The organism is Nodosilinea sp. E11, assembly GCF_032813545.1.
In the GTDB taxonomy this organism is placed as follows: Bacteria; Cyanobacteriota; Cyanobacteriia; order Phormidesmidales; family Phormidesmidaceae; genus Nodosilinea.
Window position 1 is genome coordinate 3887263 of record NZ_CP136520.1, and the last position, 24054, is coordinate 3911316.

General features: G+C 56.7%; 14 protein-coding genes and 2 pseudogenes. 1 reads left to right on the forward strand and 15 read right to left on the reverse strand.

Annotated features, from left to right (window positions below; all coding sequences use genetic code 11):
• Positions 1-65: 65 nt before the first annotated feature.
• Entirely contained in the window at positions 66-434 is a 369-nt protein-coding gene (locus RRF56_RS19435; protein WP_317034812.1) for a zinc ribbon domain-containing protein, read from the reverse strand.
• A gap of 5 nt (positions 435-439) precedes the next feature.
• Positions 440-1672, reverse strand: coding sequence for a formamidase (gene fmdA / locus RRF56_RS19440; RefSeq protein WP_317034813.1), 1233 nt, complete (start codon positions 1670-1672; stop codon positions 440-442).
• 464 nt (positions 1673-2136) lie between these two features.
• Between fmdA and RRF56_RS19445 the strand changes: the two genes are divergently transcribed.
• Positions 2137-2610, forward strand: coding sequence for a hypothetical protein (locus RRF56_RS19445; protein ID WP_317034814.1), 474 nt, complete (start codon positions 2137-2139; stop codon positions 2608-2610).
• 829 nt (positions 2611-3439) lie between these two features.
• Here RRF56_RS19445 and RRF56_RS19450 read toward each other — a convergent pair.
• The 13 genes and pseudogenes from RRF56_RS19450 to RRF56_RS19505 all read right to left on the reverse strand — a co-directional run bounded on the left by RRF56_RS19450 (position 3440) and on the right by RRF56_RS19505 (position 23826).
• Positions 3440-3859: a hypothetical protein gene (locus RRF56_RS19450; protein WP_317034815.1), complete on the reverse strand. Its 420-nt coding sequence runs from the start codon at positions 3857-3859 to the stop codon at positions 3440-3442.
• Between the two features lie 332 nt (positions 3860-4191).
• Positions 4192-4710 (reverse strand): 3'-5' exonuclease, encoded by a 519-nt coding sequence (locus tag RRF56_RS19455; RefSeq protein WP_317034816.1) that lies wholly within the window; start codon positions 4708-4710, stop codon positions 4192-4194.
• Positions 4711-4888: 178 nt separating this feature from the next.
• A complete protein-coding gene (locus tag RRF56_RS19460) occupies positions 4889-6793 on the reverse strand; it encodes a response regulator (protein WP_317034817.1) in 1905 nt (634 codons plus the stop codon).
• 3 nt (positions 6794-6796) lie between these two features.
• Positions 6797-7246, reverse strand: a complete 450-nt coding sequence (locus tag RRF56_RS19465; protein ID WP_410510644.1) for a response regulator — start codon at positions 7244-7246, stop codon at positions 6797-6799.
• A gap of 2 nt (positions 7247-7248) precedes the next feature.
• Positions 7249-8511 (reverse strand): annotated as a pseudogene (locus RRF56_RS19470) (sensor histidine kinase); the annotation flags it as partial.
• Between the two features lie 78 nt (positions 8512-8589).
• Positions 8590-8943: pseudogene (locus RRF56_RS26465) on the reverse strand (response regulator); the annotation flags it as partial.
• Positions 8940-15080, reverse strand: a complete 6141-nt coding sequence (locus RRF56_RS19475; protein ID WP_317034820.1) for an AAA family ATPase — start codon at positions 15078-15080, stop codon at positions 8940-8942. The gene RRF56_RS19475 and the pseudogene RRF56_RS26465, both read right to left, overlap by 4 nt.
• A gap of 205 nt (positions 15081-15285) precedes the next feature.
• Entirely contained in the window at positions 15286-16905 is a 1620-nt protein-coding gene (lnt, locus tag RRF56_RS19480; RefSeq protein WP_317034821.1) for an apolipoprotein N-acyltransferase, read from the reverse strand.
• Positions 16906-16980: 75 nt separating this feature from the next.
• Positions 16981-19512: a glucosylglycerol hydrolase gene (gghA, locus tag RRF56_RS19485; RefSeq protein WP_410510645.1), complete on the reverse strand. Its 2532-nt coding sequence runs from the start codon at positions 19510-19512 to the stop codon at positions 16981-16983.
• Positions 19513-19719: 207 nt separating this feature from the next.
• The gene (locus RRF56_RS19490; protein ID WP_317034823.1) at positions 19720-20934 is read right to left on the reverse strand and encodes a YbaY family lipoprotein; all 1215 of its coding nucleotides are present in this window, start codon (positions 20932-20934) and stop codon (positions 19720-19722) included.
• A 267-nt stretch (positions 20935-21201) separates the two neighbouring features.
• On the reverse strand, positions 21202-21807 hold the full coding sequence (locus RRF56_RS19495) for a DUF192 domain-containing protein (protein ID WP_317034824.1): 606 nt from the start codon (positions 21805-21807) through the stop codon (positions 21202-21204).
• A 134-nt stretch (positions 21808-21941) separates the two neighbouring features.
• Positions 21942-22637, reverse strand: a complete 696-nt coding sequence (gene nblR / locus RRF56_RS19500) for a response regulator transcription factor NblR (RefSeq protein WP_317034825.1) — start codon at positions 22635-22637, stop codon at positions 21942-21944.
• Positions 22638-22851: 214 nt separating this feature from the next.
• On the reverse strand, positions 22852-23826 hold the full coding sequence (locus tag RRF56_RS19505; protein ID WP_317034826.1) for an ABC transporter ATP-binding protein: 975 nt from the start codon (positions 23824-23826) through the stop codon (positions 22852-22854).
• Positions 23827-24054 lie beyond the last annotated feature (228 nt).

Here is a 24054-nt window from a genome sequence, read left to right on the forward strand (position 1 = left end):
ACAACCTCACCATAGGCTAAGGGGGCGCAGAGGGGCAGGTGGGGCATTGACCAACTACTAGCAAGCTAGTGACTGATCATCCATGGCCTAGCACCAGGAAACCACTTCTTGCCATCAGCGGTATAGAGCACCTGCGATTTGCCACTACCCTTATCCTGACAACCACAGCCTTTGCCATGGCGGTGCTCATGCCGCGCCTGTTCCTCAGCGCGATGCTCGGGAGTCGAAAACAGTGGCTCATGCTGACTGCGCTCGTTTCGGGCCATAGCCTCGTGAAGCAGAGGATCCGTGCCCAGCAGCGCAGGCGGCAGCACGATCACCCGCGCCGCCAGCGAACTACACTCTGGGCAAGGTTGAGGCTCTGCACTTTCCGACAGCATGGCCAACTCCTGAAACAGGCCATGGTCGCGGCACTTATAGTCGTAGAGGGGCATAGAGGTTACTCCTGGTCAGGGGAAAGGGGCACATCCATGGCTCCACTAGCTTGGGCCTGCGGGCCTTCAGCACCAGGATTGATATCGAAGTCGAAGATATCGGTGGGTAGCCACAGCGTCGCGCAGGCGTTGGGGATGTCTACGACACCGCTAATGTGGCCTTCCACCGGAGCACAGCCGAGGATTGCGTAGGCCTGGGCGCGGCTGTAGCCGAATTTGGTCAGGTACTCGATCGCATTCAGGCAGGCCTGACGGTAGGCAACATGAACATCTAGGTAGTGCTGTTCGCCTTGCTCGTCTACCGAAATGCCCTCAAAGATCAAGTAATCGTCGTAGCGAGGCTTGATTGGACTGGGCTTGAAGATTGGGTTTTTGATAGCATATTTAGCCATACCGTCCTTGATCAGGTTGACCCGGAGGTGAATCCAGCCGGCCATTTCGATCGCCCCACAAAAGGTGATCTCCCCATCGCCCTGGCTGAAGTGAAGATCCCCCACTGACAGACCACCGCCTTTCACGTAGACCGGGAAATAAACCTTAGAACCTCGGGAGAGGTCTTTAATGTCGCAGTTACCGCCATGTTCGCGAGGGGGTACGGTGCGGGCACCTTCGGCGGCAGCAAGCTTGGCCTGATCCGCAGGCATCCGGCCCATATGGGCTGTATCGGCATAGGGTAGGGCGGCCAGGGGTGGCACCCGATCTGGGTTGGTTTCGACGAGGGCCTGCTCACGCCTGTTCCACTCTGCCAGCATCTCTTTAGACGGTAGGCAGCCGATCAGTCCAGGGTGAATCATGCCAGCGAATTCCACATTGGGAATATGCCGAGATTTAGTAAACATGCCGTTGAAATCCCAGATAGACTTCTGGGCTTCGGGAAAATGTTCAGTCAGGAATCCGCCACCGTTCTTCTTTGAGAAGAAGCCATTGAAACCCCACTGGCTTTCCTTAAATGCGCCGATATCTAAAATATCTACTTCTAGCAAATCTCCTGGCTCTGCACCCTCCACGCCCACAGGGCCAGAGAGAAAATGTACTTGAGTCAGGTCAACATCGCGCACATCATCAGCACTGTCATTGTTATTGATCTGACCTCCGGTCCAGTCGTAGCACTCGACAATGAAGTCATCACCGGGCTTAACCGTGGCCACCATTGGAATATCTGGATGCCAGCGATTGTGGATCATGTCGTTCTCGTAAGGAGACTTATCCAGCTCGATTTTGATCAGAGTGTCGGCCATGGCCGTTAGTCCTCAATATCAGTTGATCGGTCACAACATAACATGGGGAAAAAGTTGAAAAGTATCAATGAGCACCTGTTTTAGCTGTCATCGTTTTCTACGGCAAAACAGGGAGCCGAAGCCCCCCGGCAACTAAACCCGCAGTTGCACCCGCGACCCGCGAGCAGTTGACCCTAGAGACCCCTGACCTCTAGGAACAGTGCAGGGAATGGAAGCCAAAAATGACCTCGGTTACCAAACCCTCCTATATCGGTTCTGTCTACACCGAGCCAGCGACAAACCAAGGCTGCATTGCTTGAGCAGGCTTACCTAGCATCCCAAGTGCGATCGCACCTCCAAACCGCTACGGCTGTGCTTTTTGGCCCTAGCACTCACTAAACGACCTAAACATCGGCCTAGCGGCAATAGACATACGCCACGCAGATGCTTACGATCTGCAGTAGCGACTCTAAAATTCACGCCCAATGCCCCCAACTCTGAACGAACCCCTTTCCCTCGAAATTTTTGAACAAATCAAAAGCAAAGCAGGCGCTCCCTTTGACAACACCCATCGAGCTGTGCTGACACTGACTGGAGCCACCTACGTTCAAGGGTTTGTGGTTTTGAATAACGGGCAGTATGAGCCGATCGAACACGCCTGGATTGAACTGGGTGACGATATTATCGACCCGACGCTACCGCATATCAATAAGGCCCGGCAAGACATCTACTATTTTCCTGCCCAAAGTCTCAGCATCAAGGCATTAAAAGCCTCTATTGCAGAGGCTCGGGAAGATTACCCAGACGATCCTCCGCTGCCGATTTACGGTGCTCCGCCCTACGAGTATTACGGTGACGTGATGCTTGGGGGAAAAGACTACGTGAATGCTTATCAAGCCGCCGAATTAAAGAGCAGAGAACTCAAGGCAGCTAGAGCAGAACGCAAACAAAAAAACTGACCTTGTCAAAGCATTATGCCTGTTTGACTCAAGCTCAGCAGTCTTCTAAAACTGGAGAAAAGGGCTGTTTGTGTCAATCTACTGCCATGTCTAAAGGGGGGCGGGTTGATAAGGAGGGTACCTGACCGCAAGTCATCTGGCCGAGAGGTTGAACCCTGTAAACGTTTACAGCGATCGCAGGAATCTAGCTTCAGCCGTACCTGCCGCTCTCTGACCCCAAGAGCCTTGTGGTGGTGCCATCCAGCTCCAGCAGAGGCTGTACCCTAGTCGGCGTAGAGATTGAGCGGCTTTCAACCTGCACCCCACAGCGTTGCTGCGTCAGGCGCTCCACCACTCAATGAGAGTAGTGGTGGAGCGAAAGATAAACTTTGGTATCAATGCAAGAAATCCTCTGGTAACAGGAGTAGTCTAATAACAAGAGGCGAAAGAAACTTCCCTCGGTTCCAAACAGTTCAGTCTTCGTTAAACAGGAGGTTTTTATCTCGTTAACGTCTGAATCTATCTGGTCAAAGTCAGCGGCACTCTTCTTAGCTGTTGATATTTCCTCTACTAAAGCTTAGAGAGCACTGCAATAAATACCTAGAGACTTAACAACCCTACACGACGGTATTGAAGCATCTCTGAACAGCACTACCCATTTGAGGAAGTCCCTCAAGTTAGCAGTTGAATGTCGTAAGCGGAATATTTCACTTCAAAGTTCCGTTTGAATCCTATTAACCAATGCCCTAGACTCTGCCTTCAGAATCTAGGGCATTTTGCATTTGCTCATCTGTCTTAATTTGGCTCACCATTCAATCTCTTGCAATACTTTCAAGGGTTAAAGACCCCATCAACTAACTCGTCGCCTGTTGCTGGCATAGGCGTTATAGTCTTCGTGGGAAAGCACCATTAGCGGAGTAATGCGGCCTCTCTCTTCCCGGCACAGCATTCGATAGCGTAGGCCCACAGGAATACGGATCACAGATTTATCAAAGATCATTCGCTTGCCGCCCAACTTACCAAAGTGTCGCCCAATCTCCAATTCATCAATGATGTGCCGCGACTTCTGCACCACATGGGTTGGTAGCCCTCTGAGGTTTACCACATCGAGACTGAAGCTAACTGCCCACTCATGGCGCTGCCGCTGCTGTTCCGCTTGCTTCTGGGCTTTTCTCGCAGCCTCCTCGACCTCCTGCTGACAGCGGACGCAATCTTTGCCGTGGCCTTTGTGACCACAGGGGAAGGTTTTCTTGTGCTTCCGTTTCGGCATAGCTCAGCCCCTAGGAGTGATAATTAATACTCAGTATCGCCAGTCAATTCTCTCTTGTCGTTGGGCTTTCCATACCCCGATCAGTAGTGACGATGTTCGGTTACGGTGCTCTATGGCCACCCTAACAAAAGCCCCCAGTAGTTACCGGGGGCGTTGCAAGAACAGAAACAGTGAGTCAACTCACGCTACGGCCCGGTGGGCCTCACTATCCAGGGCTAAAGCTACCGCCGACCTAGCCACTACTACCCGGCTGTAGTTCCCCGGCGCTTGCTTTCCTGCAGGCGCAAAAAGCTGCAACCGCTCAATGCTGTCATTGGTGGGGAATGGGATGATTAAAGGGTCTTTGCTGTATCTTTTGCCAAAACTAGCGGATAGGCTGCGATCGCAATCTGAGCACAAGCTTCAGCATCTGATAGAGCGTCATGGTGCTTCAGCGGAATACCCAAATATTCACAGACATTAGGCAGCTTGGTAGGCCGAATGTTCCAGGCTTTTCTAGCTAACTGAACGGTGCAGATAAATTCTGGATCGGGTTGTGGGATGTTGTAGGCCTTACAGCAGGCATAGAGCACGCTACGGTCGAAGGACGCGTTATGGGCAACGAAGAAATCAGTTCCTGCTAGAAAATCGGCTATTTGAGGCCATCGCTGCTCAAAGGTAGGCTGATTCATGACCTGATTCCAGGTAATACCGTGGATGTGGGTGAACTCAAATTGTCGTCGAGGTGGCCGGATTAGGTAATGAGTGCTATCGACAACCTGATTGTTCTCAACCCGCACCAGGCCGATAGAGCAGGCACTATCCCTGTCGCGATCTGCGGTTTCAAAATCAAGGGCCACAAAAGTCGTCATAAAAAGAGTCTACAGAGGATTGGCCTATTATCAAGTTTTCTCTAGGCCCTTTTCATCTTCACAACTCGCCAGGTCTGAACCACAAAAAATACTGTCGCCAGCGGGGCCGGAGAGTTGAGTTTGGTGGGTCGCTGACCTTTGCCCAGCGGCATCGAGAGTGACCCAGCAGCATTTAGGCTTAGCTAGGTGGCTGGAGTACGTCATGCACGGCTTGGATCAATTGTTCAACGGTGTAGGGCTTAGGTAAAAAGCCTTGAATACCTACGGGGGCACTGATAGGAGACTCGTCGCTGTTATAGGGCAGCCCACTGACAGCAATCACCTTCACCTGAGGGTTGAGCTTCTGTAAAATGCGAATAGTGGTAGCACCATCCATAGTCGGCATCATCATATCGACAATGACGACGTGAATACTGGTTTGCTGTTGGGCATAGAGTGCGATCGCTTCCACGCCGTCGCAGGCCGTTAGCGTGCGATAGTCATAGGTTTCTAAAGCGGCTTTGGTGACCTCTCGCACCAAAATTTCATCGTCTACGATTAAAACCAGCTCTTGATGGCCACCTAGCACCTCTGCATCAATTGTCTCTTTTTGATCGACAACGGTAACGGCAGGCAAGAAAATTTTGAACTGGGTGCCTTTGCCCGTGGCGCTAGATACTGTGATGAAACCACGGTGGCCTTTAATAATTCCTAACGCCGTTGACAGCCCTAGCCCCGTGCCCTTCCCCACGTCTTTTGAGGTATAAAACGGCTCAAAAATGCGATCGAGTAGCTCCGGTGCAATGCCACCGCCATTGTCTACCACGGTAATCGCAATATATTTTCCTTCCTTGGCATCTAAGTTAGTGCGGGTATAGCTTTTGTCGAGGGTAAGGTTCTCGGCTGAGATGCTCAACTGCCCTCCTTGAGGCATGGCGTCTCGGGCATTAACGCACAAATTCATCAGCACTTGATGCAGCTGTGTGGCGTTGCCAATGACAGTCCAAAGATCTTTGGGAATGTCAACGTCTAATTCAATCGATTTAGGAAACGTTTCTCGAATAATCTGCTGAACTTCTCGAATCAGATGCCCGGTTTGCAGCACCGTATCGTTGCCCTCTGCCCCCCGCGCAAAGGACAGCACTTGTTTGATGATTTCGGCTCCTCGCCGGGCATTGATCTCTAAAATTTTGAGCATGTGCAGGCTGCGCTCATCCAGATTGCCAGGCTTCATCTGCAAAAGCTGGGCAGTGGTTAAAACGGGAGTCAAAATATTATTGAGATCGTGGGCAATACCGCTCGCCAGGGTGCCGATGCTTTCTAGCCGCTGGGCGCGAAAGAACTGGGCTTCTAACTGTTTTTTGGCGGTTACATCGGTGTTAACCACCAAAATAAACTTGGGTTCGCCATTGTCATCGCGTACCAGACTCCATCGACTTTCAACGGTGATGCTCTGTCCGGTTTTGGTGATTTGGTTGAGTTCTCCCTGCCACTCGTTATCAACCATGAGCTGCTGCTGAGCCGTTTGAACCTGCGCCAAACCATCTTGAAAGAGTAGGCTCACGGTTTTACCCAATGCTTCCTCCACCGTCCACCCATAGAGGCGCTCGGCCCCCTTGTTCCAAAACAAAATTTGGTTTTGCACATCGCGCACCAGAATGGCGTCGGTGGCAATGTCTAGCAACGCCGCCTGCTCACGAATTTTGTGCTCGGTGCGTTTCCGTTCGATCGCATAGCGAATGGAGCGCACTAGCAGCTCACCGGTAATTTGGCCTTTGACCAGATAGTCTTGGGCTCCAGCCTGTACTGCTCTAAGTGCCAGGGTTTCGTCGTTGAGGCCGGTGGTGACCACGATGGGCGTGTTGCGTTCTTGCTGATGCAGTTGAGTAAAGGTGGCAAAGCCCTGACTATCGGGTAAAAATAAGTCTAGCAATACAATGTCAAAGGGCTGTTGTTGTAGGCACTGCACCCCCTCGCTGAGGCAGTTGGCATGCTCTAGCTGAATAGAGACTGAGGCTACGTCCCGCAGTAGCTCTTGCAGCAGCCGCCGATCGCCGGGGTTGTCTTCGATCAATAAAACGTGGATCGGGGCTTGGTTATCCATGGGTTACTCCAAGGGTAGTTGCACCATGGCCAGCCAAAAGTCTTCAATTGATTTGACGCTTTTTGTGAACTGTTCTAGATCGATAGGCTTGGTGATGTAGCAATTCGCATGGAGATTATAGGCATTCATAATGTCTGATTCGGCCTGGGAGGTGGTAAACACAATCACCGGAATGTGTCGCAGTGTGGCGTTAGTCTTGATGATTTGCAGCACCTCTAACCCACCACGTCGCGGCAGGTTAAGGTCGAGGAGCACCAGGTTGGGTTCAGGAGCGTGGGTGTAGGGTGGGGTGTGGTGCAGAAAGGCGATCGCCTTTTCCCCATCGTCTACTACGTTCAAATGATTGTGAATTCGGCAGTCTTTTAAGACTTCCTGGGTCAGTCTGACATCTCCTGGATTGTCTTCTACAAGCAGGATTTCAACGGGATGTGTAACGCTTCTGGTGTCAACCATCATCAGTTTGCACCTCCCTCTGGAATCGTGAAGAAGAAGGTTGCGCCTTGGCCCAGTTCAGACTCTACCCAAATGCGGCCACCGTGCCGTTCCACAATTTTTTTGCAGACCGCTAGCCCAATTCCAGTGCCTGGATAGTCTATTCGGTTGTGCAGCCGTTGAAAAATCACGAATATTTTTTCGGCATACTGGGGGGCAAGACCAATGCCATTATCCTGGACCGAAAATAACCAGGCATCTTCCTTTTGACGGGCTTCAATGGCAATGCGGCAAGGGGCCTCACTGCGAAATTTGATGGCGTTGCCAATCAGGTTTTGAAAAAGCTGGGTCAGCTGGGTGTGGTCTGCCCGCACCTGGGGTAGTTCGCCATGGGTGACAACGGCACCTGCTTCGGCAATGGCGACCTGGAGGTTGGCGATCGCATCGTCGACTGCAGCCTGGGCGCTGGTCAACTCAAACGACTGCCCCCGCGTATCGACCCGAGAATAAAGGAGCAGGTCGTTGATTAGCAAGCGCATGCGCAGGGCACCATCGACCGCAAACTGAATAAAGTCATCGGCATCGGGGTCGAGGCGGCCCTGGTAGCGGCGTTCTAAAAGTTGTAGGTAGCTGGTGACCATGCGCAGAGGTTCTTGGAGGTCGTGGGAGGCGATGTAGGCAAACTGCTGAAGTTCGTCGTTGGAGCGGGCCAGCTCCTGGCGCTGGAGCCTCTCTTGGTCTAAGAGCTGGGCCTGGGTAAGGGCGATCGCGATCTGGTCAGCCAGCTGCTGGAGCAGTTCGGTCTCAAAGGCCGTCCACTGGCGGGGGCCAGAACATTGGTGGGCAATCAGCAGCCCCCACAGATCGTTTTGGGTGAGAATGGGCACCACCAGCTTGGCTTTAACCTGAAGCTGGTGGAGAAAACTGACCAGACAGTCGGGCACATCGTCATCGCTATCGACATTGGTTAACTGGCGAATTCGACCGTGGCGGTACTGGTCTTTGGTTTCTTCAGGAAACACCTCAGCAGGAAAGACAATGCCCATCACCTTGGCAAAGGGCGGCTGCACCGCCTCGGCCACACTACTGCCGGTGCCGTCAGACCAAAGGCGATAGATCAGCACTCGATCGGCCTGCAAAATCTGCTGTACCTCAGTCACTGAGGTTTGCAGAATGGTCTCAAGCTGCAAAGAGCGGCGAATCTTCAGGGTGACTTCGGCAAACAGCTGCGATCGCTGATTTTGCCGCTGTAGGGCGGCTTCGGCCTGTTTGCGCTCCTCGATCTCTTGTGCTAGCTGGGCATTTTGGGCTTGCAGCTGCCGGGTGAGCGTTTGCAAACGCAGATGGGTCTCCACCCGCGCCAAAACTTCTTCGTACTGTAGGGGCTTGGTAATAAAATCGACCGCGCCTAGGGCAAAGCCTTTGACCTTGTCGGTGGTGTCGGTCAGGGCGGTTAAAAAGATCACCGGAATCGCGGCGGTAGCCTGATTGGCTTTTAGGCGGCGACAGGTTTCGTAGCCGTCAAGGCCCGGCATGAGAATATCGAGCAAAATTAGGTCAGGGGTAGCATAGGTGACCGTTTCCAAGGCGCTTTCGCCATCTTCAGCAAACAGAACTTTAAACCCGGCATTGTTCAAAAAATCGAACAATACCTCCAAGTTGGTCGGGGTATCATCCACGACTAAAATAGTGCCTGCTTGGGCTGTAGCCTCGCTCATGTCGATAGTTGGTAGCGTTTAATCAAGTCAATCGCCTGTCTTCCCTTATAGCTCATGGCTAGCTGCCTCAACTGAAGGGCAAAGGCTGCCCACTGCGGTTCTATGGTTTCTAGGCGCTGGGTGTCGGCGATCAGGCCCTTTAGGTCACCTTTGAGGGCCAGATCTAGCAAACTATTGAGTTCTGCAGCGGGGGGAATGGCGGCGGCAGGTAGGGCATTGGGTAGGGTGTGTGTGTCCTGGCTGGGGCTGAGCTGCTTTAGGTCACCTTGGGCCAATAGAGAACTGTCAGGCTCAGAGATCCACTCTAGCCCCAGGTGGGTTTGGAGCTTCCTCAGCAGGGCGGGTTCGTAGACGGGTTTGGGTAAAAAATCATCGCAGCGAGTTTTTTGCCGCAGCCGCTGATCAAATTCGAGCACGCTGGCAGAAATGGCGATCACTACCACGGATTCTAGCTCGGGGGTTTGCCGCAGCCGTCGGGTCATCTCAAACCCATCCATCAGCGGCATGACCAAGTCGACTAGCACCGCATCGGGGTGGTGCTGCTGGGCGATCGCCAGACCCTGCTGGCCATCGGCGGCCTCTAGCACGGTAAAGCCCAGGGGGGCTAAAAAGTTGACGATGACCGCTCGGTTATAGTCCTTGTCGTCTACGACTAGAATAGTGCGGCGATCGCCCCGGTAGCCTTTCACCAACTGCCCGCCCATTGGCCTCGTCTCGTCACCCTGGGGCGCTGGGGGCAGGTCTAGGTCAAACCAAAATTGGCTTCCCTGGCCCACCTGGCTGCTGACGGCAATATCACTGCCCATCAGCTGCACCAGCTGACGACTAATGGCTAGCCCTAGACCTGTGCCCTCGGGGCGTTGCCCTGGGCTCGTGACCGAGTGAAACGGCTGAAAGATCTGGTCTAGCTGCTCCGGGGCAATGCCAATGCCCGTATCTTCAACCTGAAAGCGCAGGTGGGTGGGCGGGCTGTCCTTGAGGGGGGCGGCCCCTGCCTGGGCCTCGGGATGGGGCGAGGCATCGTCTATTCTCAAGGTTACGTAGCCAGTTTCGGTAAACTTGAGGGCGTTGCCCAGCAGGTTGAGCAGCACCTGCTGAAGCCGCTTCTCGTCGGCATACACAAACTGCGGCAGCGTCGGGGGGGCGACATAGTTGAGCGCAATCTGCTTTTGGGTGGCCCGCAGGCGGCAAATTTCGAGCAGGTTTTGGAGAAAATGGGGCAGATGAAAAGGGCTGGGCTGCAACTCCATCTTCTGCGCTTCAATCTTAGATAGATCGAGCACATCGTTGATGAGCGTCAGCAGGTAGTCGCCACAGCGATGGATGACCTCTAACCCCTTCCGCTGCTGCTGGTCTAGGGCAGCATTTTTTTTCAGCACCTGGCTGTAGCCTAAAATGCCGTTGAGGGGGGTGCGCAGCTCATGGCTCATATTGGCGAGAAATTCGCTTTTAGCCCGACTGGCAACGGTGGCCGCCTCTTCAGCCCGCTGTCGCTCCTGAATTTCCTGCTGAAGGTGACTGTTTTTGGCTTGCAATTCTAGGGTGCGGGCGGCTACGTTGGCCTCTAGGGTGCGGTTGGCCTCGGCCAGGTTGGCATAGAGCCGGGCGTTTTCAATCGAGATGGAGGCCTGGGCGGCCAACAGCTGCAAGATCTCTAGCCGGTCGGGGGTAAAGGCCCCGGTGATCAGGTTATTTTCGAGGTAGAGAATGCCGGTCAGTTTGCCCTGGTGCAGAATCGGGGTGCACAACACCGACTTAGGCTGCTGCGTTGTCACGTAGGGATCGGTGGCAAACATATCTTCCCGATGGGCATCGCTCAAGACGAGTGAGTCGTGGGTTCTAGCCACATAGTTCACTACCGAGAGGGGCACCACCGACGGGTCAAGATCGTTAGTGGGGGGCTGGTGCTCGCTCTCCACGCTGGGGTCTGTCTTCCGCTGCTGTACGGTAATCGCCTCGGCATCCACGGTGCCTGCGGCTTCGATGAGCAGTTGGCCTGCGGTGTCTAGCAGCAGCAGACCCTTCTCGGCTCCAGCATTTTCGAGCACGATCTGCATCAGCTTGGTGAGCAAGTCACTGAGCACAATTTCTCCTGACAGGGCTTGGGACGCCTTGATCACGGTGGCCAGATCTAGGCCCTGAATGCCGCTGCTGCTGGATAGGGAGTGGCTGGTGAGGGTGGGGACTGGCGCGATCGCCTCTGGTCCTGGGGCCTGGGCCAGCAGATGGGGATAGCGAGCCTCTAGCTGGCGGGCCTTGGCGATCGCCCCCCAGCGCAGATAGCCGTAGTAGGCCTCGCTCAGATAGACCTGGGCCACCTTGTCGCGGCCCTCGGCCAGATAAAACTCGGCGGCTCGTTCGTTGCCCAATGCCGCTTCTTGAAGATAACCCTGGTCTAATGCCGCTGCGATTGCCCGGTCGTAGAGAGCCATCGCCTGCCAGGGCTGCTCCAACAGCCGTGCCGTTTCTGCCTCGACTAGGTCCAGCTTGTGCTGAAAATTCATCGGTGCGTGGTTAGCCCACTGCCGCAGACTGGCCTGGTTTTGCGAAATTTTCTCTAACAGCGTTGTTGAGGGGGCCGCCCCTGTGGTCAAAGCCGAGGCCAGGTGCGCCAGAGCATCGTAAAACGTAAACACCGGCACGACAAAAAACGCCTTCACCCCGTCTAAATACTGTTCGGCCTGGGCGGCATTGGCTAAGGCCTCGGCATATTGCCCAAACCCGTAGCAGAGGATCAGCTTGTTGAGATAGAGATAGTGCAGGCCGGTGCGATCGTTGGCGGCTTGCAGCAACGGCAGCCGCTCTGTCTCCCGGTAGGCGCTGCCCTCTAGCCGCCAGGGCTCACTCGGAGCATCGAGCAGATTCAGCACCGCCTGCTCGACAATTTGATTCCAGCCCAGGGCGTTATCTTGCTTGAGCTGAGCCAGGGTCTCGCTGATAGCGGCCATTGCGGTCGCCAGCCGAGGCAGCTCCTGCCCCATCAAATACGAGTGGTGACCGTGCTGCACGGCCCCATAGCCGCCGTACTCAAACTGGCCATTCTCTAGGCCGCTTTGGTAGCCTTCCCACAGCAGGGGCAGGGTTTCGCGCGCGTGCACCTTACCGTGCATGGTGCAGGCAGCGGTCACAAAGTAGACGCTAGCCTTGATCTCCACGGCATTAAACTGGTCGACGACTTGCAAAGCCAGACTGCCAAACTGGTAAGCCGCCTCAATCTCCTGCAAAATGCCGTTGAGAATGACGCCATAGCAGGCATAGCTATAAGCCGCAAAGGGAGAACTGCCGTAGGTGACCGATAGATTGACCTGTTCGCAAATTACCAGCGGAAACAAGCTGGGGGCCGCCTGGTAGCAAGGTGACCCTAAGCTGGTGAGCATGCGCACGACGGCCAGCTTTTCGGGGTCGCTCATTAGGGGCAGGGTCAGTAGGTCATCAGGGTGCTTCCCCGCAAGGGTGGCGGCGGTGCGCCCCAGGGCCTGCTGAATATCGTCCAGGCTGGGAGTTTCGGGCAGGCTCACCCCCAGGGGGGCCAACGCCTGCAAGCCAATTTTGACGGCGTCTCGCTGTTGCAGCTGGGCCATGCAGGCCTGAATTTTGACCTCGTACACCTTCATGGTGTGAATGGGGGCACAGGTTTGTTGCAGGGCCGCCGCTGTCCAGGTTTCCATTTGCTCAAAGTCGCCGTTGAGGTAGGCGGCTTCGGCGGCGGCTTCGTGTAGTGCCAGGGTTAGGTTGTACTGCTGTTGCCAGCTGTCGGGGGGCATCAGATCTAATCCCACGATCGCGTAGCGCAGGGCTGAGTCGTAGGCCGCCGCTGCCTTGGCCTTTTGCGAGGCGAGCCGGTTGAGTTCGGCTAGGGCGTAGATCTCGGCCTCAGCGGTAATTAACTCGATACCGGAGTTGAGCTGGTTGGCGATCGCAAAAATATGCTCGTTGTGCTCCGCTACCGCAATATTTTGTAGGAGCAGCCGACCAATCTGAAGATGCACCTCTGGCCGCTGCAACTCTGGAATTAACAGATAGGCCGCTTGCTGCACCCGGTCATGCAAAAACTTATAGGCGATCGGAGCCTCAGGGCTAGAGAGCGGTGCGATCGTCTCCGGGGGGTGGGCGGCGACATCGAGGGCCAGCGGAATTTTGTAGGTCTGATTGAGGGGTACTACGAAATCGGCCTGAAGGGCTTCCCACAGATCGGTGGCCGTTTGGGCCTGGGTAGCTTGGTGAACGATCGCCAGCACATCGAGGGTAAAGGTGTCGCCAATGCAGGCGGCCAGCCTCAAGACCTGCTGGGTTTTGACCGAGAGCTTTTGAATTTGGTTCACCATCAGTTCAACCACATTTTCAGTGATTTCAACCTCCTGCAAAACCGCCATATCCCACTGCCAGCCGCCTTGGTCAAAGTCAAACCAGAGCAGCCGGTCTTGGTAGAGCGATTTCAGCAGCTGGGTGAGAAAGAAGGGGTTGCCCTGGGTTTTCTTAAACACTAGCTGTGCCAGGGGCCGAGCCTCGGTTTCGCTGGTGTGCAGCGTACTGGCCACTAGCTGAGTGACATGCTCGATGCCCAAAGGCCGCAACACCAGCTTACGCACCGGCACAGACGCCGCCTGGATGCGCTCCAGAGTTGATATTAGGGGGTGGGCCAGGCTGACCTCATGGTCGCGGTAGGCCCCCAGCAGCAGTAAATACTGGCTTTCAGGGTTGATCGCCAGCAGCTCAATTAGCGTCAGCGAGGGCAGGTCGGCCCACTGCAAGTCATCTAAAAAAATCACCAGGGGGTGTTCTGGCTGGCTAAACACCCGCAAGAACTGCTGAAACACACGATTGAACCGATTTTGGGCCTCCGATGGCCCTAGCTGAGGCACCGCTGGCTGGGGGCCAATAATCCGCTCCACCTCTGGAATCACATCGATGATGATCTGACCGTTTGCGCCTAGAGCCTCTCGCAGCTTGGTTCGCCAAGCCGCCACCTGGTCGTCACGCTCAGTCAGCAGCTGCCGCATCAGCTCTTGAAAGGCCTGGGTCAGCGAGGCATAGGGCACATTGCGCTTAAACTGATCAAACTTACCGGCAATAAAGTAGCCTCGCTGCTGGGCAATCGGTTTGTGCACCTCCTGGACAAGAGCCGTTTTGCCAATGCCCGAGTAGCCGCTGACCAGCATCAGTTCGGTGGCCCCCGCCGTCACCTGCTGAAACGCTTTCAGTAGCGTGGCCACTTCGAGGTCGCGACCATAGAGGGTTTGGGGCACGAGAAACTGGCTAAAGCAGTCGAGTTCGCCGATCGCAAAGGGGGCAATGGTGCCGGTTGCTTCGAGCTGCTGTTGACCCATCAGCAGATCGGCCTTGAGGCCCAGGGCGCTCTGGTAGCGGTCTTCAGCGGTCTTGGCCAGCAGTTTCATCACCAAGTCGGCGAGGGGCTGAGGTAGGTTTGGGGCGAGCGTTTGGGGGGCTACCGGAGCTTTGGCAATATGGCAGTGCACCAGCTCCAACGGGTCAATAGTGGTAAAGGGCAGCTGCCCGGTCAGCATTTCGTAAAAGGTGACGCCCAAAGAGTAAAAATCGGTGCGATAGTCGATTGTCCGATTCATGCGTCCGGTTTGCTCGGGCGATAGATAGGCCAGCGTTCCTTCCAGCCGGTTAGGATTACTCATCGCTGGGTTCTCCCGCGACAGGCGCGAGGCCAGACTAAAATCGATCAGCTTGACCTGTCCGCTGACCGGATTGATCAGAATATTGCGAGGATTGAGGTCTTTGTGCACAATCTGGCGTTGGTGCAGCTCTGCTAGGGCCGCCACCACCTGAAGGGCGATCGCTAGAAACTGGCCGATCGCCAGGGTGCTTTGACGCAGATATTGGCTGAGGGAAATGCCGCCAAAGTCTTCTAATATCAGCGCCAGCCCGTTGGGGTAGCTCTCTAGGGCTAGCGGTTTGATGATACCGGCATGGTCTAAGCTGTCGAGAATTTTGAATTCGTGTCTGAGGCGGGTGATTTCCTCTAAGGCGGGATAGTCGTTTTTGAGAATTTTGATCACAACTGGCCGTTGATCGGCTTGCGATACCCCGGCAAACACTCGGGTGTAGATGCCCTCGTGCATTGCCCGGTGCAGCGTATAGCCAGCCAGCCGATTCTGTACAACCACGCATTAACCCCTAGGACGGAAGCCGCTGGTGCTGACTGCAAACGAGTCAGTCTTCAGGAGATTTCTAGATCAAGAAATTCCCCGCTGTATCCGGCGACTGTCGCCACCGTAGGATGGGCACTGCCCACTATTGGGGAGAACGTTTTCCAGCAGTCGCCTCAATACTTGAGGGTAACAAACTGGAGAGGAACAACATTACCAACCTTCATCTTTTGCGCCAGCCCCAGATCAGGGTCAGGCCCAGCAGGAACGGCGTAAGCCAGTCGCCCCAGCGACTATAGGGGGTGAGGTTCTGACGGCGATCGAGGGTGGCGCGGTGGGTGAGGTAGGTTTGAGGTTCGCCGAGCCAGCGGGTGCGACCTCGGTTATCGACGAGGCCCGAAAGGCCAGTATTGGTCACCCGCAGCGCCCAGCGATCGCTCTCTACTGCCCGCAGCACATCAAACCCATGGTGCTGCATCATCATCCACAGGGGATAGGGATCGTTGTTAGAGGCGGTGATGATAAACTCGCCCCCCTGCCTCACCTGGTGACGAAACAGGCGGCTGTAGGCCGACTCGTAGCAAATGCCGACGACGCCTACGCCTACGCTGGTGATAAATTGCTGCTGGGGTTGCCCCGGCACCAGGTAGCTATCCAGCGGCGACAGGCGACTGATCAGGCGGCCCAGCACCGCCTCAAAGGGCACGTATTCTCCCAGGGGCACCAGCTGTACCTTGTCGTAGCGGCCATAGGTGTCGCCGTCGGGGCGCAGTTCGAGCAGGCTCTGGGTGTACTGTTGTCGTCCCTCCCCCGGCACTGGGGCAAAGGTGCCTAGCCACAGGGGTACCCCGCCCTGACGGACGGTTTGAATGATGGCGGCAATCTGGGGCGTGTTGGGGTTCCACAACTGAGGCAGCGCTCCTTCGGGGGTGACCACGGCATCGACCCCTTGCTCAACCAGCGATCGGTAGCCGTCGGTGTAGCCCTCTAGCGCCTGACGCACCCCCTGGGGTGTGAGCTTTTCGCGAGTGGGCACATTGCCCTGAATCAGGCCGAGGGTAACGGATTGCTCGGGGGATGCTATCGAAGTGGTGGTGTAGAGCAGAGCGCCAAGGGCGTGGCCGGTGATGGCCAGCGCCATGGCGGCAAGGATGGGGCGGGGGATGGGTGAATGGGTGGATGGGTGGATGGGTGAGGAGTGGGAGAGGGGGGGGAGGTCTGTCTGCCTTCTGCCTTCTGCCAGTGCCAGCGCCAGCAGGCCGTTGGTGGCGACGAGAATAGCGGTGATTGCTCCGGGGCCTGAGAACCGGGCTAGGTGCAAAATCCACAGGTTGTCTGGGCTTTGGGTGAGGCTGAGGGGCGACCAGTCGAGGGGGCTGTGGTTGCGCAGGGCTTCGAGGGCGCACCAGAGGGCGGTGCCCGCCAGCACCAGCCAGCGGTTTCGCCCCGGCCAGCGCCGGGCCAGCCAGGCCATCATGCCCCCCCAAAAGGCAATACACACCGACCCCCAAAGGACAATAAAAATCCAGGCAGAGAGGGCGATCGCCACACTACTCCCCCAGGGCACTCCCATCCACATCAGCGGGTGCAGGTGGGTAATCCAGGCTAGGGAGATGCCGTAGTAGACCAGCCCCCAGAGCAGCCCATAGGCTGTAGCCAACAGCACTGTCGGGGTCGCCAGCACCATCCACCACAGGGGCACCAGCCCCACCCAGGCCACTGGCCACAGGCTCCAGGGTGGCAGCGCGATCGCCATCAGCACGCCGCTGAGGGCCACCAGTGCTGCCTGGGGCCAGCGCCATTTCTGGGCTAGGTTTTGCCACTGTAAGATTGTCGATTTCATACTAGGGACTATAGCCATCGCCAAACCATTAGGGCATTTTGTCTACCCCGAGGGGTGCGATCGCAGCATTAGCCATCACTCGGCGGCGGCATTCACCAGCAGCAGCCCTTCACCGTCGCGCAGCTCAAACGATCGCAGCTCATCGGGATGATCCGACAGCGCCAACCCTGGAGTCGCCAACCCCACCTGCCAGGCCCCTAGATCGAGCTGAAGCCAGTCGCCCAAATTTACCGTCATGGCGGCTCCGCCCATGTGGGCCACCATCACCACCTCCTGGGGAGCGCGATCGCCAGGAGGGTGGGGCTCAATGCGATAGCCATAGAAAATCGTGCGCTCGTCGTCGCTGATGCGGTTGAAGCGATCGCGGCCAATCAAATTCTCCCGCAGCCAGGGGCGCTGCCGCCGAAACTGCCGCAGGGCCATGCCAAAGCGACCGCGATCGCCGTGGGCGTGATCAAAATAGTGGGCCACATTGCAAATATCGTGGCCGTCTTCCATAAAAGCCATGGCAAACTGCTTCAGCTTAGGCACATCTAGGGTGGCCAAAAACCGGGGCAGACTGGGCTGGTTCAGTTCTTCGAGGGCGGGCACCTCACAGGCAATGCCGTCAACCCCATTGCCCAGACAGTGCTGACAAATTTGGGCCACTTCTTCCAGGTTGTAGTCGGTTTCGACCATGGCCTGACGCAGGGCATTGGCAAACCCCTTGAGCTGGTCCAGGGTCTCAAACCCTAGAGACTTGAGCTGAGGAAAGGCGTGGGGCTGGAGGTACAGCTCCGGCTCAATCTCCCAATCTAAAAAGCCCACTTCCTCAGACACCACCTTCACCCCGTAGCGATCGTCGGTGTTGCGAAAAAAGCCCCAGGGGGTCTCCAGGCTGGCGTTGAGAAAATCCATCGGCAGGCCGGGGCTAAACCCGTGGACCCACAGCAGCGTTGCCGAGTTGTTGTAGGCCCGGTTGAGGGCCTCGGGCAGGGTTTTGCCCAGGTTCCAGTTGATGTCAGCATCGAGGTCAATCTGGTTGCCCCGGCGCACCGTGTCGTGGTTGCCACAGCCGGTAATCCAGTGGTCACCCTGAAAGATCACCTCACACACCCGCCGCCACTTGCGATCCCAAAAGCCTTTTAGGGTAGGAGTGTTGTGGGCAAAGATTAGCGGCCCCCACTGAAACGAGCCGGGCTTGGCCTCGATCAGCTCCCGGTAGGTCGATTTTTCTTCCCAACCCGCCTCGGGCCAGGGGCGACCATCCTCAAAGATGGTAAACATGCGCCGCCGATAGCCCTGAATATCCTGCACCACGTCGCTCATGGCCAGCAGGTACACGTCGTCTTGCTCCACCCGACCGCTGAGGGGGTTGAAAAAGCGAAAATCTTGGCCGCCATCGACGCGAATGCCGTCAGCCCCGGTATTGATTTTGCGCCGCTGCATTTCGAGCAAAATAGCGCGCACCTGGGGCAGCTGGTGGTTGAGGTCTTGGCCATACATGTTGGGGCCTTTGAAGAACTGCTGGGTGAGCAGTTCTAACCCCTGGTTGTCGGCGTGGCCATAGACCAGGTCATAGATCAGCTGAATGGGGCCGGTTGAGAAGGTGTGCAGCGTGGCAATAAAATCGACCATTTCGTCGGGGCGCAGGCTGCCCAGCACCGCTGGGTTGGTGGCAGCGCTACCTAAAATCGGCACGTCGTAGCCCCAATTTTGGGCGTTGGGCTGGCGCAGGGTGACGGTCAGACTGCTGCTGAGCGCCGCGTCTGCCTCCTCCGGCAGCCCTCCGTCGTCGGCAATGGCAAAGAACTCGTGCTCAGTGTTGGTGTCTTCGCGACGGTACTCAATGGTGGGCTCTACGGGCAAGAGCTGAATGGCCTGATAGCCCGTGTAGGCGGTTTCGGCGGGGGTGAGGTCTTCCCCGGCGGCCAGCTTGGCAGAAATGCGCTGGTAAATGCGGGTGAGCCCCTCCAGACTGCCCTCGGCGGAGGCAGTTTTGACGTGAATTTGCAGAATGTTGGTGGGAGCAGGCACCCGAGGAATCTCGGGGTCAATGCCGCCCTTGGGTGCGGCACTCCGGGCCAGGTAGCCCAGGTCGGCCCGCTGCTGCTGTAGCCGCCGAACATCGTAGACTTCGGCGGGGGCAAACACGCCGTAGGGTAGCGAGTAGGCCAGGGGGTCACGAATGTAGTTCAGCCGCCCTTCGGCATCAATGTGGCGCACCCAGTAAAAACTGCCGGCGCGATCGCGGCTGCCCGGTTTCACCCCTGCGACTACGGCCCAGACAAACTCTCCCTGCTGCATCATCGGCACGCGATCGCGCTGAAACCTCAGCGTCTGCTGGGGCGATCGAAAATCGATCGGCTGCAACGGGGTAAAAATTTCTAGCTCCAGGGTGCGCTCCGACTGAATAATGTCGGCTACCAACGCAGGGGTCCAAAAACCAAACTCAGTCAGGCCATCGCGACGGTAGTGGGCTCCCAACCGTCGCGCCAGCCGCTGCCCTCGCTGAAAGTAGGTATCGTCTGACTGGGCTACCGCCGCCGCCCAATCGAGCACGGTTTGAGTTTCATCTTCAACCAGGTAAACCAGGGGCTGGAGCGGGGGCTGGGCGACAAGGGGCAGGGTAGGGGCTGAATCTTTAACGGTCACGGTAGGGCTACACGCTGTGAACGACGCTATTGCTGCACAGCCGCTAGTTTAGCAAGCGGCTTTCCTCCGCCGAGCGCCTCAGCTCCAGGTTTACCGAATTTATATCTCAGGGTAGAGCCCGATCGCTGTCCTTCGCAGGCTGTACGATTGGCCCAATCGCCTGTCGATCGATCCGCTGGCTTACTGAGCCACCGGATCGACTCTCACCTCTAGGTTCGTAGGGTTGCCCTGGGTAATCACCGCAAACCGACGGGTGCTGATAAACCGCAGTTGGCCCTCGACCATGATGCGGGCCTGCACCGCGTAGGTAAAGCGGGAGTCAATTTGAGCCGGATCGTACACCAGCTCAAAGGGAATCGGCACCTGCCGTTCGCCAAAAACCGTACTCTGGGAGGCCAGAACGATGGCAGGCGCGCCCGCCCGGCTGACATCGACCAGGGTGACGTCTAAAACGGCATTGGGGGGCATGGCAATGCGGGGCAGGTAGGTGACGGTGCCCGTGACGCTGGCGTTGTTGGTCTGCACAGTGCCATTTACCTCAATCGTTTGGGTGCCGTCGGCGGCTACGCTAACCGCCACTGCTGGAATGCCGTCGGGAGCAAAGCCCGCGTAGCTGAAGGTGATGCCTTCGGTGGAGGTGATCGCGATCGCCGGGGCCGCACTGAGGGTTTGACGGCTGGTGGTCTTGTCAAACAGATTGATGCGCGGCTGACCAGCTTGGGTAAACACCCGCACCGCATAGGTCGAGGTCTGTGCCAACACAAGGGTGCCGTCGGGCACCTCAGCACGCTCAGGACTAGGGATCTGAGCCAGTTCGCTCAGGCTGCTGCCATCGGCAACAAAGCTGCGATGGTTGACCTCAGTTTGGGTCAGCTGGGGCAGGTTGATTCGCTGGTTGGCGATGGTGATGGGGCCGTTGAGCATAATGCGATCGCCCAGCGCTACAGGGCTTAGGGCCTTCGCCACACCGTCGATATCCATCACGGCGCTCAGGTAGGTGACTAGGTTAGTACCGTCGCCCTCGGCTACTCCAAAGATCACGGCGGCATCGTCGTTGCCATCCCCATCGATATCGCCAAAAGCCAGCCAGTGGGGCTCGTTGGCCAAGCTCACTAGTAGCTCGCCAGGGCGATTATACTCGCCGTTTTCTAGGGTGACAGTGACAGCCTCAGCCTCGGGGCCAAGGCCCGTGGGCACGATGTAGGTGCCGTTTTGCACGGTGCTCCAGCGAGCGCACCAGGCCTGCTTGGCGGGGGTATACACTTCGAAGGTTAGGCAATTGTGCCACTCGGGCTGGGTCTGGGCCATGGCCATCTCGCCTGTCCTAGTGCTGCTACCGAGGGCAGTGGCCACTAGGCCTGCTCCCACCAGTGCCAAAAATACTCGCTTGTTCATGGCTAATCTCACACCTAAAGATCGGCAGAGAAATCCCAGTCTTGAGGTTCAAGGCGTGGCTTGAAACGCTGGCCTCAAAATGCAGACTGGATCTTCCTGCGTTCTCTAGCAATCTATCAATGAACCCTAAGAAAGCCCTCTGGGGTTACGGTTTTAGCAACGTAAAAGAGCACAAATTTGGGTAGGGGCAAATGGCTAGGGCAAACGACCGTTTGCCCCTACAAGAGGACTCTTTTTTTGATCCATATCTGGGTTCAGCAACCCCGGTTACAGCGGCGTGATCACCACCTCATCCCCCTCGCGTAGCCCCAGCTCGGCGGCGCGCCCCGCCCGTAGCTCAATCACCTGGTCAACTAGCTGGCCCTCGGGGCCGTAGGTGGGGCAGGGGTCGGCGGTGCAGGGGGGCACATCTGCGGCGATCGCCGCGATCGCACCGTTGTAGATAAACACCATATCTAGGGGCACCGGCACATTTTTCATCCAAAAGCTGACTGGGCGGGCTCGCCCCAGCGGAAACAGCATGCCCCGATCGTCGGGCAGCGGCTCGCGGTACATCAGCCCCAGCGCCTGCTGCTGAGGGGTTGCCGCCACCTCTAGAAAAATTTCTTCGCCGCCTAGGGTGGTCACTGCCGTCACCCCCAACTGCTGAGCGCGCGCATCCACCATGGGGGCCTCGCTGGTGGGGGGTGATGCAACGGGTTCAGGGGCAATGGTTTCGGGGGTAGACGATGACCCTGTCGAGGATGGGGTTGAGGGCGGTGGCGCACACCCAACCCCCAGCACCACAGCCCCTAGCACCAGACTCCACAGCGCACTCCGTCTCAGCCAGGGAGACAGGCGTTGAGGAGCCGCATCACTAAAACAATTGGCCATTAGAAAAGTTAGAAAAAATCAACGACGGGCAAACCCATTCTAGTCACTCACCCGCCCAACCACGGTGTTCACAGGTCAATGACTCCCCCGCCCACTCATCCACTCATCCACCCGCCCACTCACCCACCCACGCCCTAACTCTCCCGCAGCACATACCCCACGCCGCGCACGGTTTGAATTAGGCGCTTATCGGCCTCGCCGTCGATTTTGAGGCGCAGGTAGCGCACGTACACCTCGATCACGTTCGATTCCCCCATAAAGTCGTAGCCCCAGACATTTTCCAGAATTTGTTCTCGGGGCAGCACCTCGCGGGGGTGCTCCATCATGTACTTGAGCAGCTCAAATTCTTTCATGGTCAGATCGATCACGCGATCGCCCCGCAAAGCATGGCGACTCTCCAAGTCGAGGGTGAGGTCGCCAAACCGCAAGTTTTCCGTCTCCCCTGGTACCGATTGCAGGTAGAGCTGCACAATTTTTAAAAAGGCATCGGCTCGATAGGGCTTGAGAAAGTAGTCATCGGCCCCGCACTCTAGACAGGCCACTCGGTCTTCTAGGCTATCTTTGGCCATCAGCAGCACAATCGGCGCTTTAATCCCCTGGCTACGCAGGGTTTGGCAGAGCACCAGCCCAGACTCCCCCCCCAGTAGCCGATCAACCACAATTAGTGCTGGCGTGCTCTCGCTGGCAGTGGCAAGGCCCGCCTTGGCGCTAGGGGCTACTACCGGGTTATATCCTGCTTCGTGCAGGTCAAACTCCATTTGCTGTGTTTGGGATTCGTTAGTCCCAATCAATAAGACATAGGTGCCTTTGTCGGTGGTAGTGGTGCCCATAGAAAGCTTTTAACGCCCTAGGGCGTTTGATATCAGGGTTCGCAGGGTTACGCTTCGCAGGCAGGGCCGACAAAGTAGAGCAATTATAGCGTGACCCTCTGGTCATAATGCTCCAGGCTATGCCAGAGACCTCCAAGCCCGCCCGCCTTTTAGTCTGGGCAACTGACGCGATGCCCCCGCCCCACCACTCGGGGCTGACACCCATCGCTGCCCGCTACGCTTCCCGACGCTGACGAATCTGGCCGATGAAAAACTCTTCGAGGGTAGGACGGGTTTGTTGCAGGGTAATTAGATGCCCCCCAGCCAGTGGAATCTGCTTGGCAAAATCGTAGGGGTTGCCTTTAACGTGGCCCTGCCACAGTTCGCCCTGCACCGTCATCTGGTCAAGCCAGGGTTTGAGGTCGGCAATGTGGCCGCCGCGCCCCTTTGCCAGGTATTGGTCAGCGGTGCCTAGCAGCTGGTCTAGGCTACCCATGGCAATTAGCTCACCCTGGTCAAGAATGGCGATGCGATCGCAGATTACCTCTACATCTGACAGAATGTGGCTGTTAAAAAAGATCGTCTTGCCCTCGCGCTTCAGCGCCAAAATAATCTCCCGCACCTGAAAGCGCCCTGTGGGGTCAAGCCCCGACATCGGCTCGTCGAGAAACACCACGTCGGGGTCATTGATCAGCGCCTGGGCCATGCCCACCCGCTGTAGCATGCCCTTTGAGTACTGCCGCAGCTGTTTTTTCTTAGCCGCCGCCTGAGATAAACCGACCAACTCTAAAAGCTCCACAATGCGGCGCTGCTGAGCCGCCCGCGACAGGCCAAATAGCCCAGCGGTGTACTGCAAAAACTCCCAGCCCGTCAAAAAGTCGTAGAAATAGGCATTTTCGGGCAAGTAACCGATGCGCTGTTTGACAGCGCTGTCCCCTAGGGGGTGCCCCAGCAGCGTAGCCTGGCCTACCGTCGGGCGAATAATCCCCAGCAAAATTTTGAGCAGCGTGGTTTTGCCCGCGCCGTTGGGGCCTAGCAGCCCAAAGGTCTCTCCCTGATGCACCGTCAGAGAGCAGTCTTTTAGAGAAGTCACCCGCTGATTTAGCCAAAAGCCGGTGCGATAAGCCTTGCTGAGCCCTTCGGTGTGCACAACAGCTGGAGCCGACTCCGGCTTTGCGATTAGCTCATCCTGTGACAATGCAGCGCCCATAGACCCGTACCCGTAGAACCGTGATAGAACCCGTACCCAGACGTTTAGATAACCCTCAGCGTATCTCTGCTCAGGGTACCCAGCCAATAGCCTGTGGTGCTTCCCCCTGTGATGGCTTCTGCTTACCCCTGTTTGGCAATGCCTGGGCAAAACCCATGCAGGAGCCACTGCCGATTAAATTATGGGTGAATTACAGTGGAATTACGTTACCCATCTGAACTCAAAAGG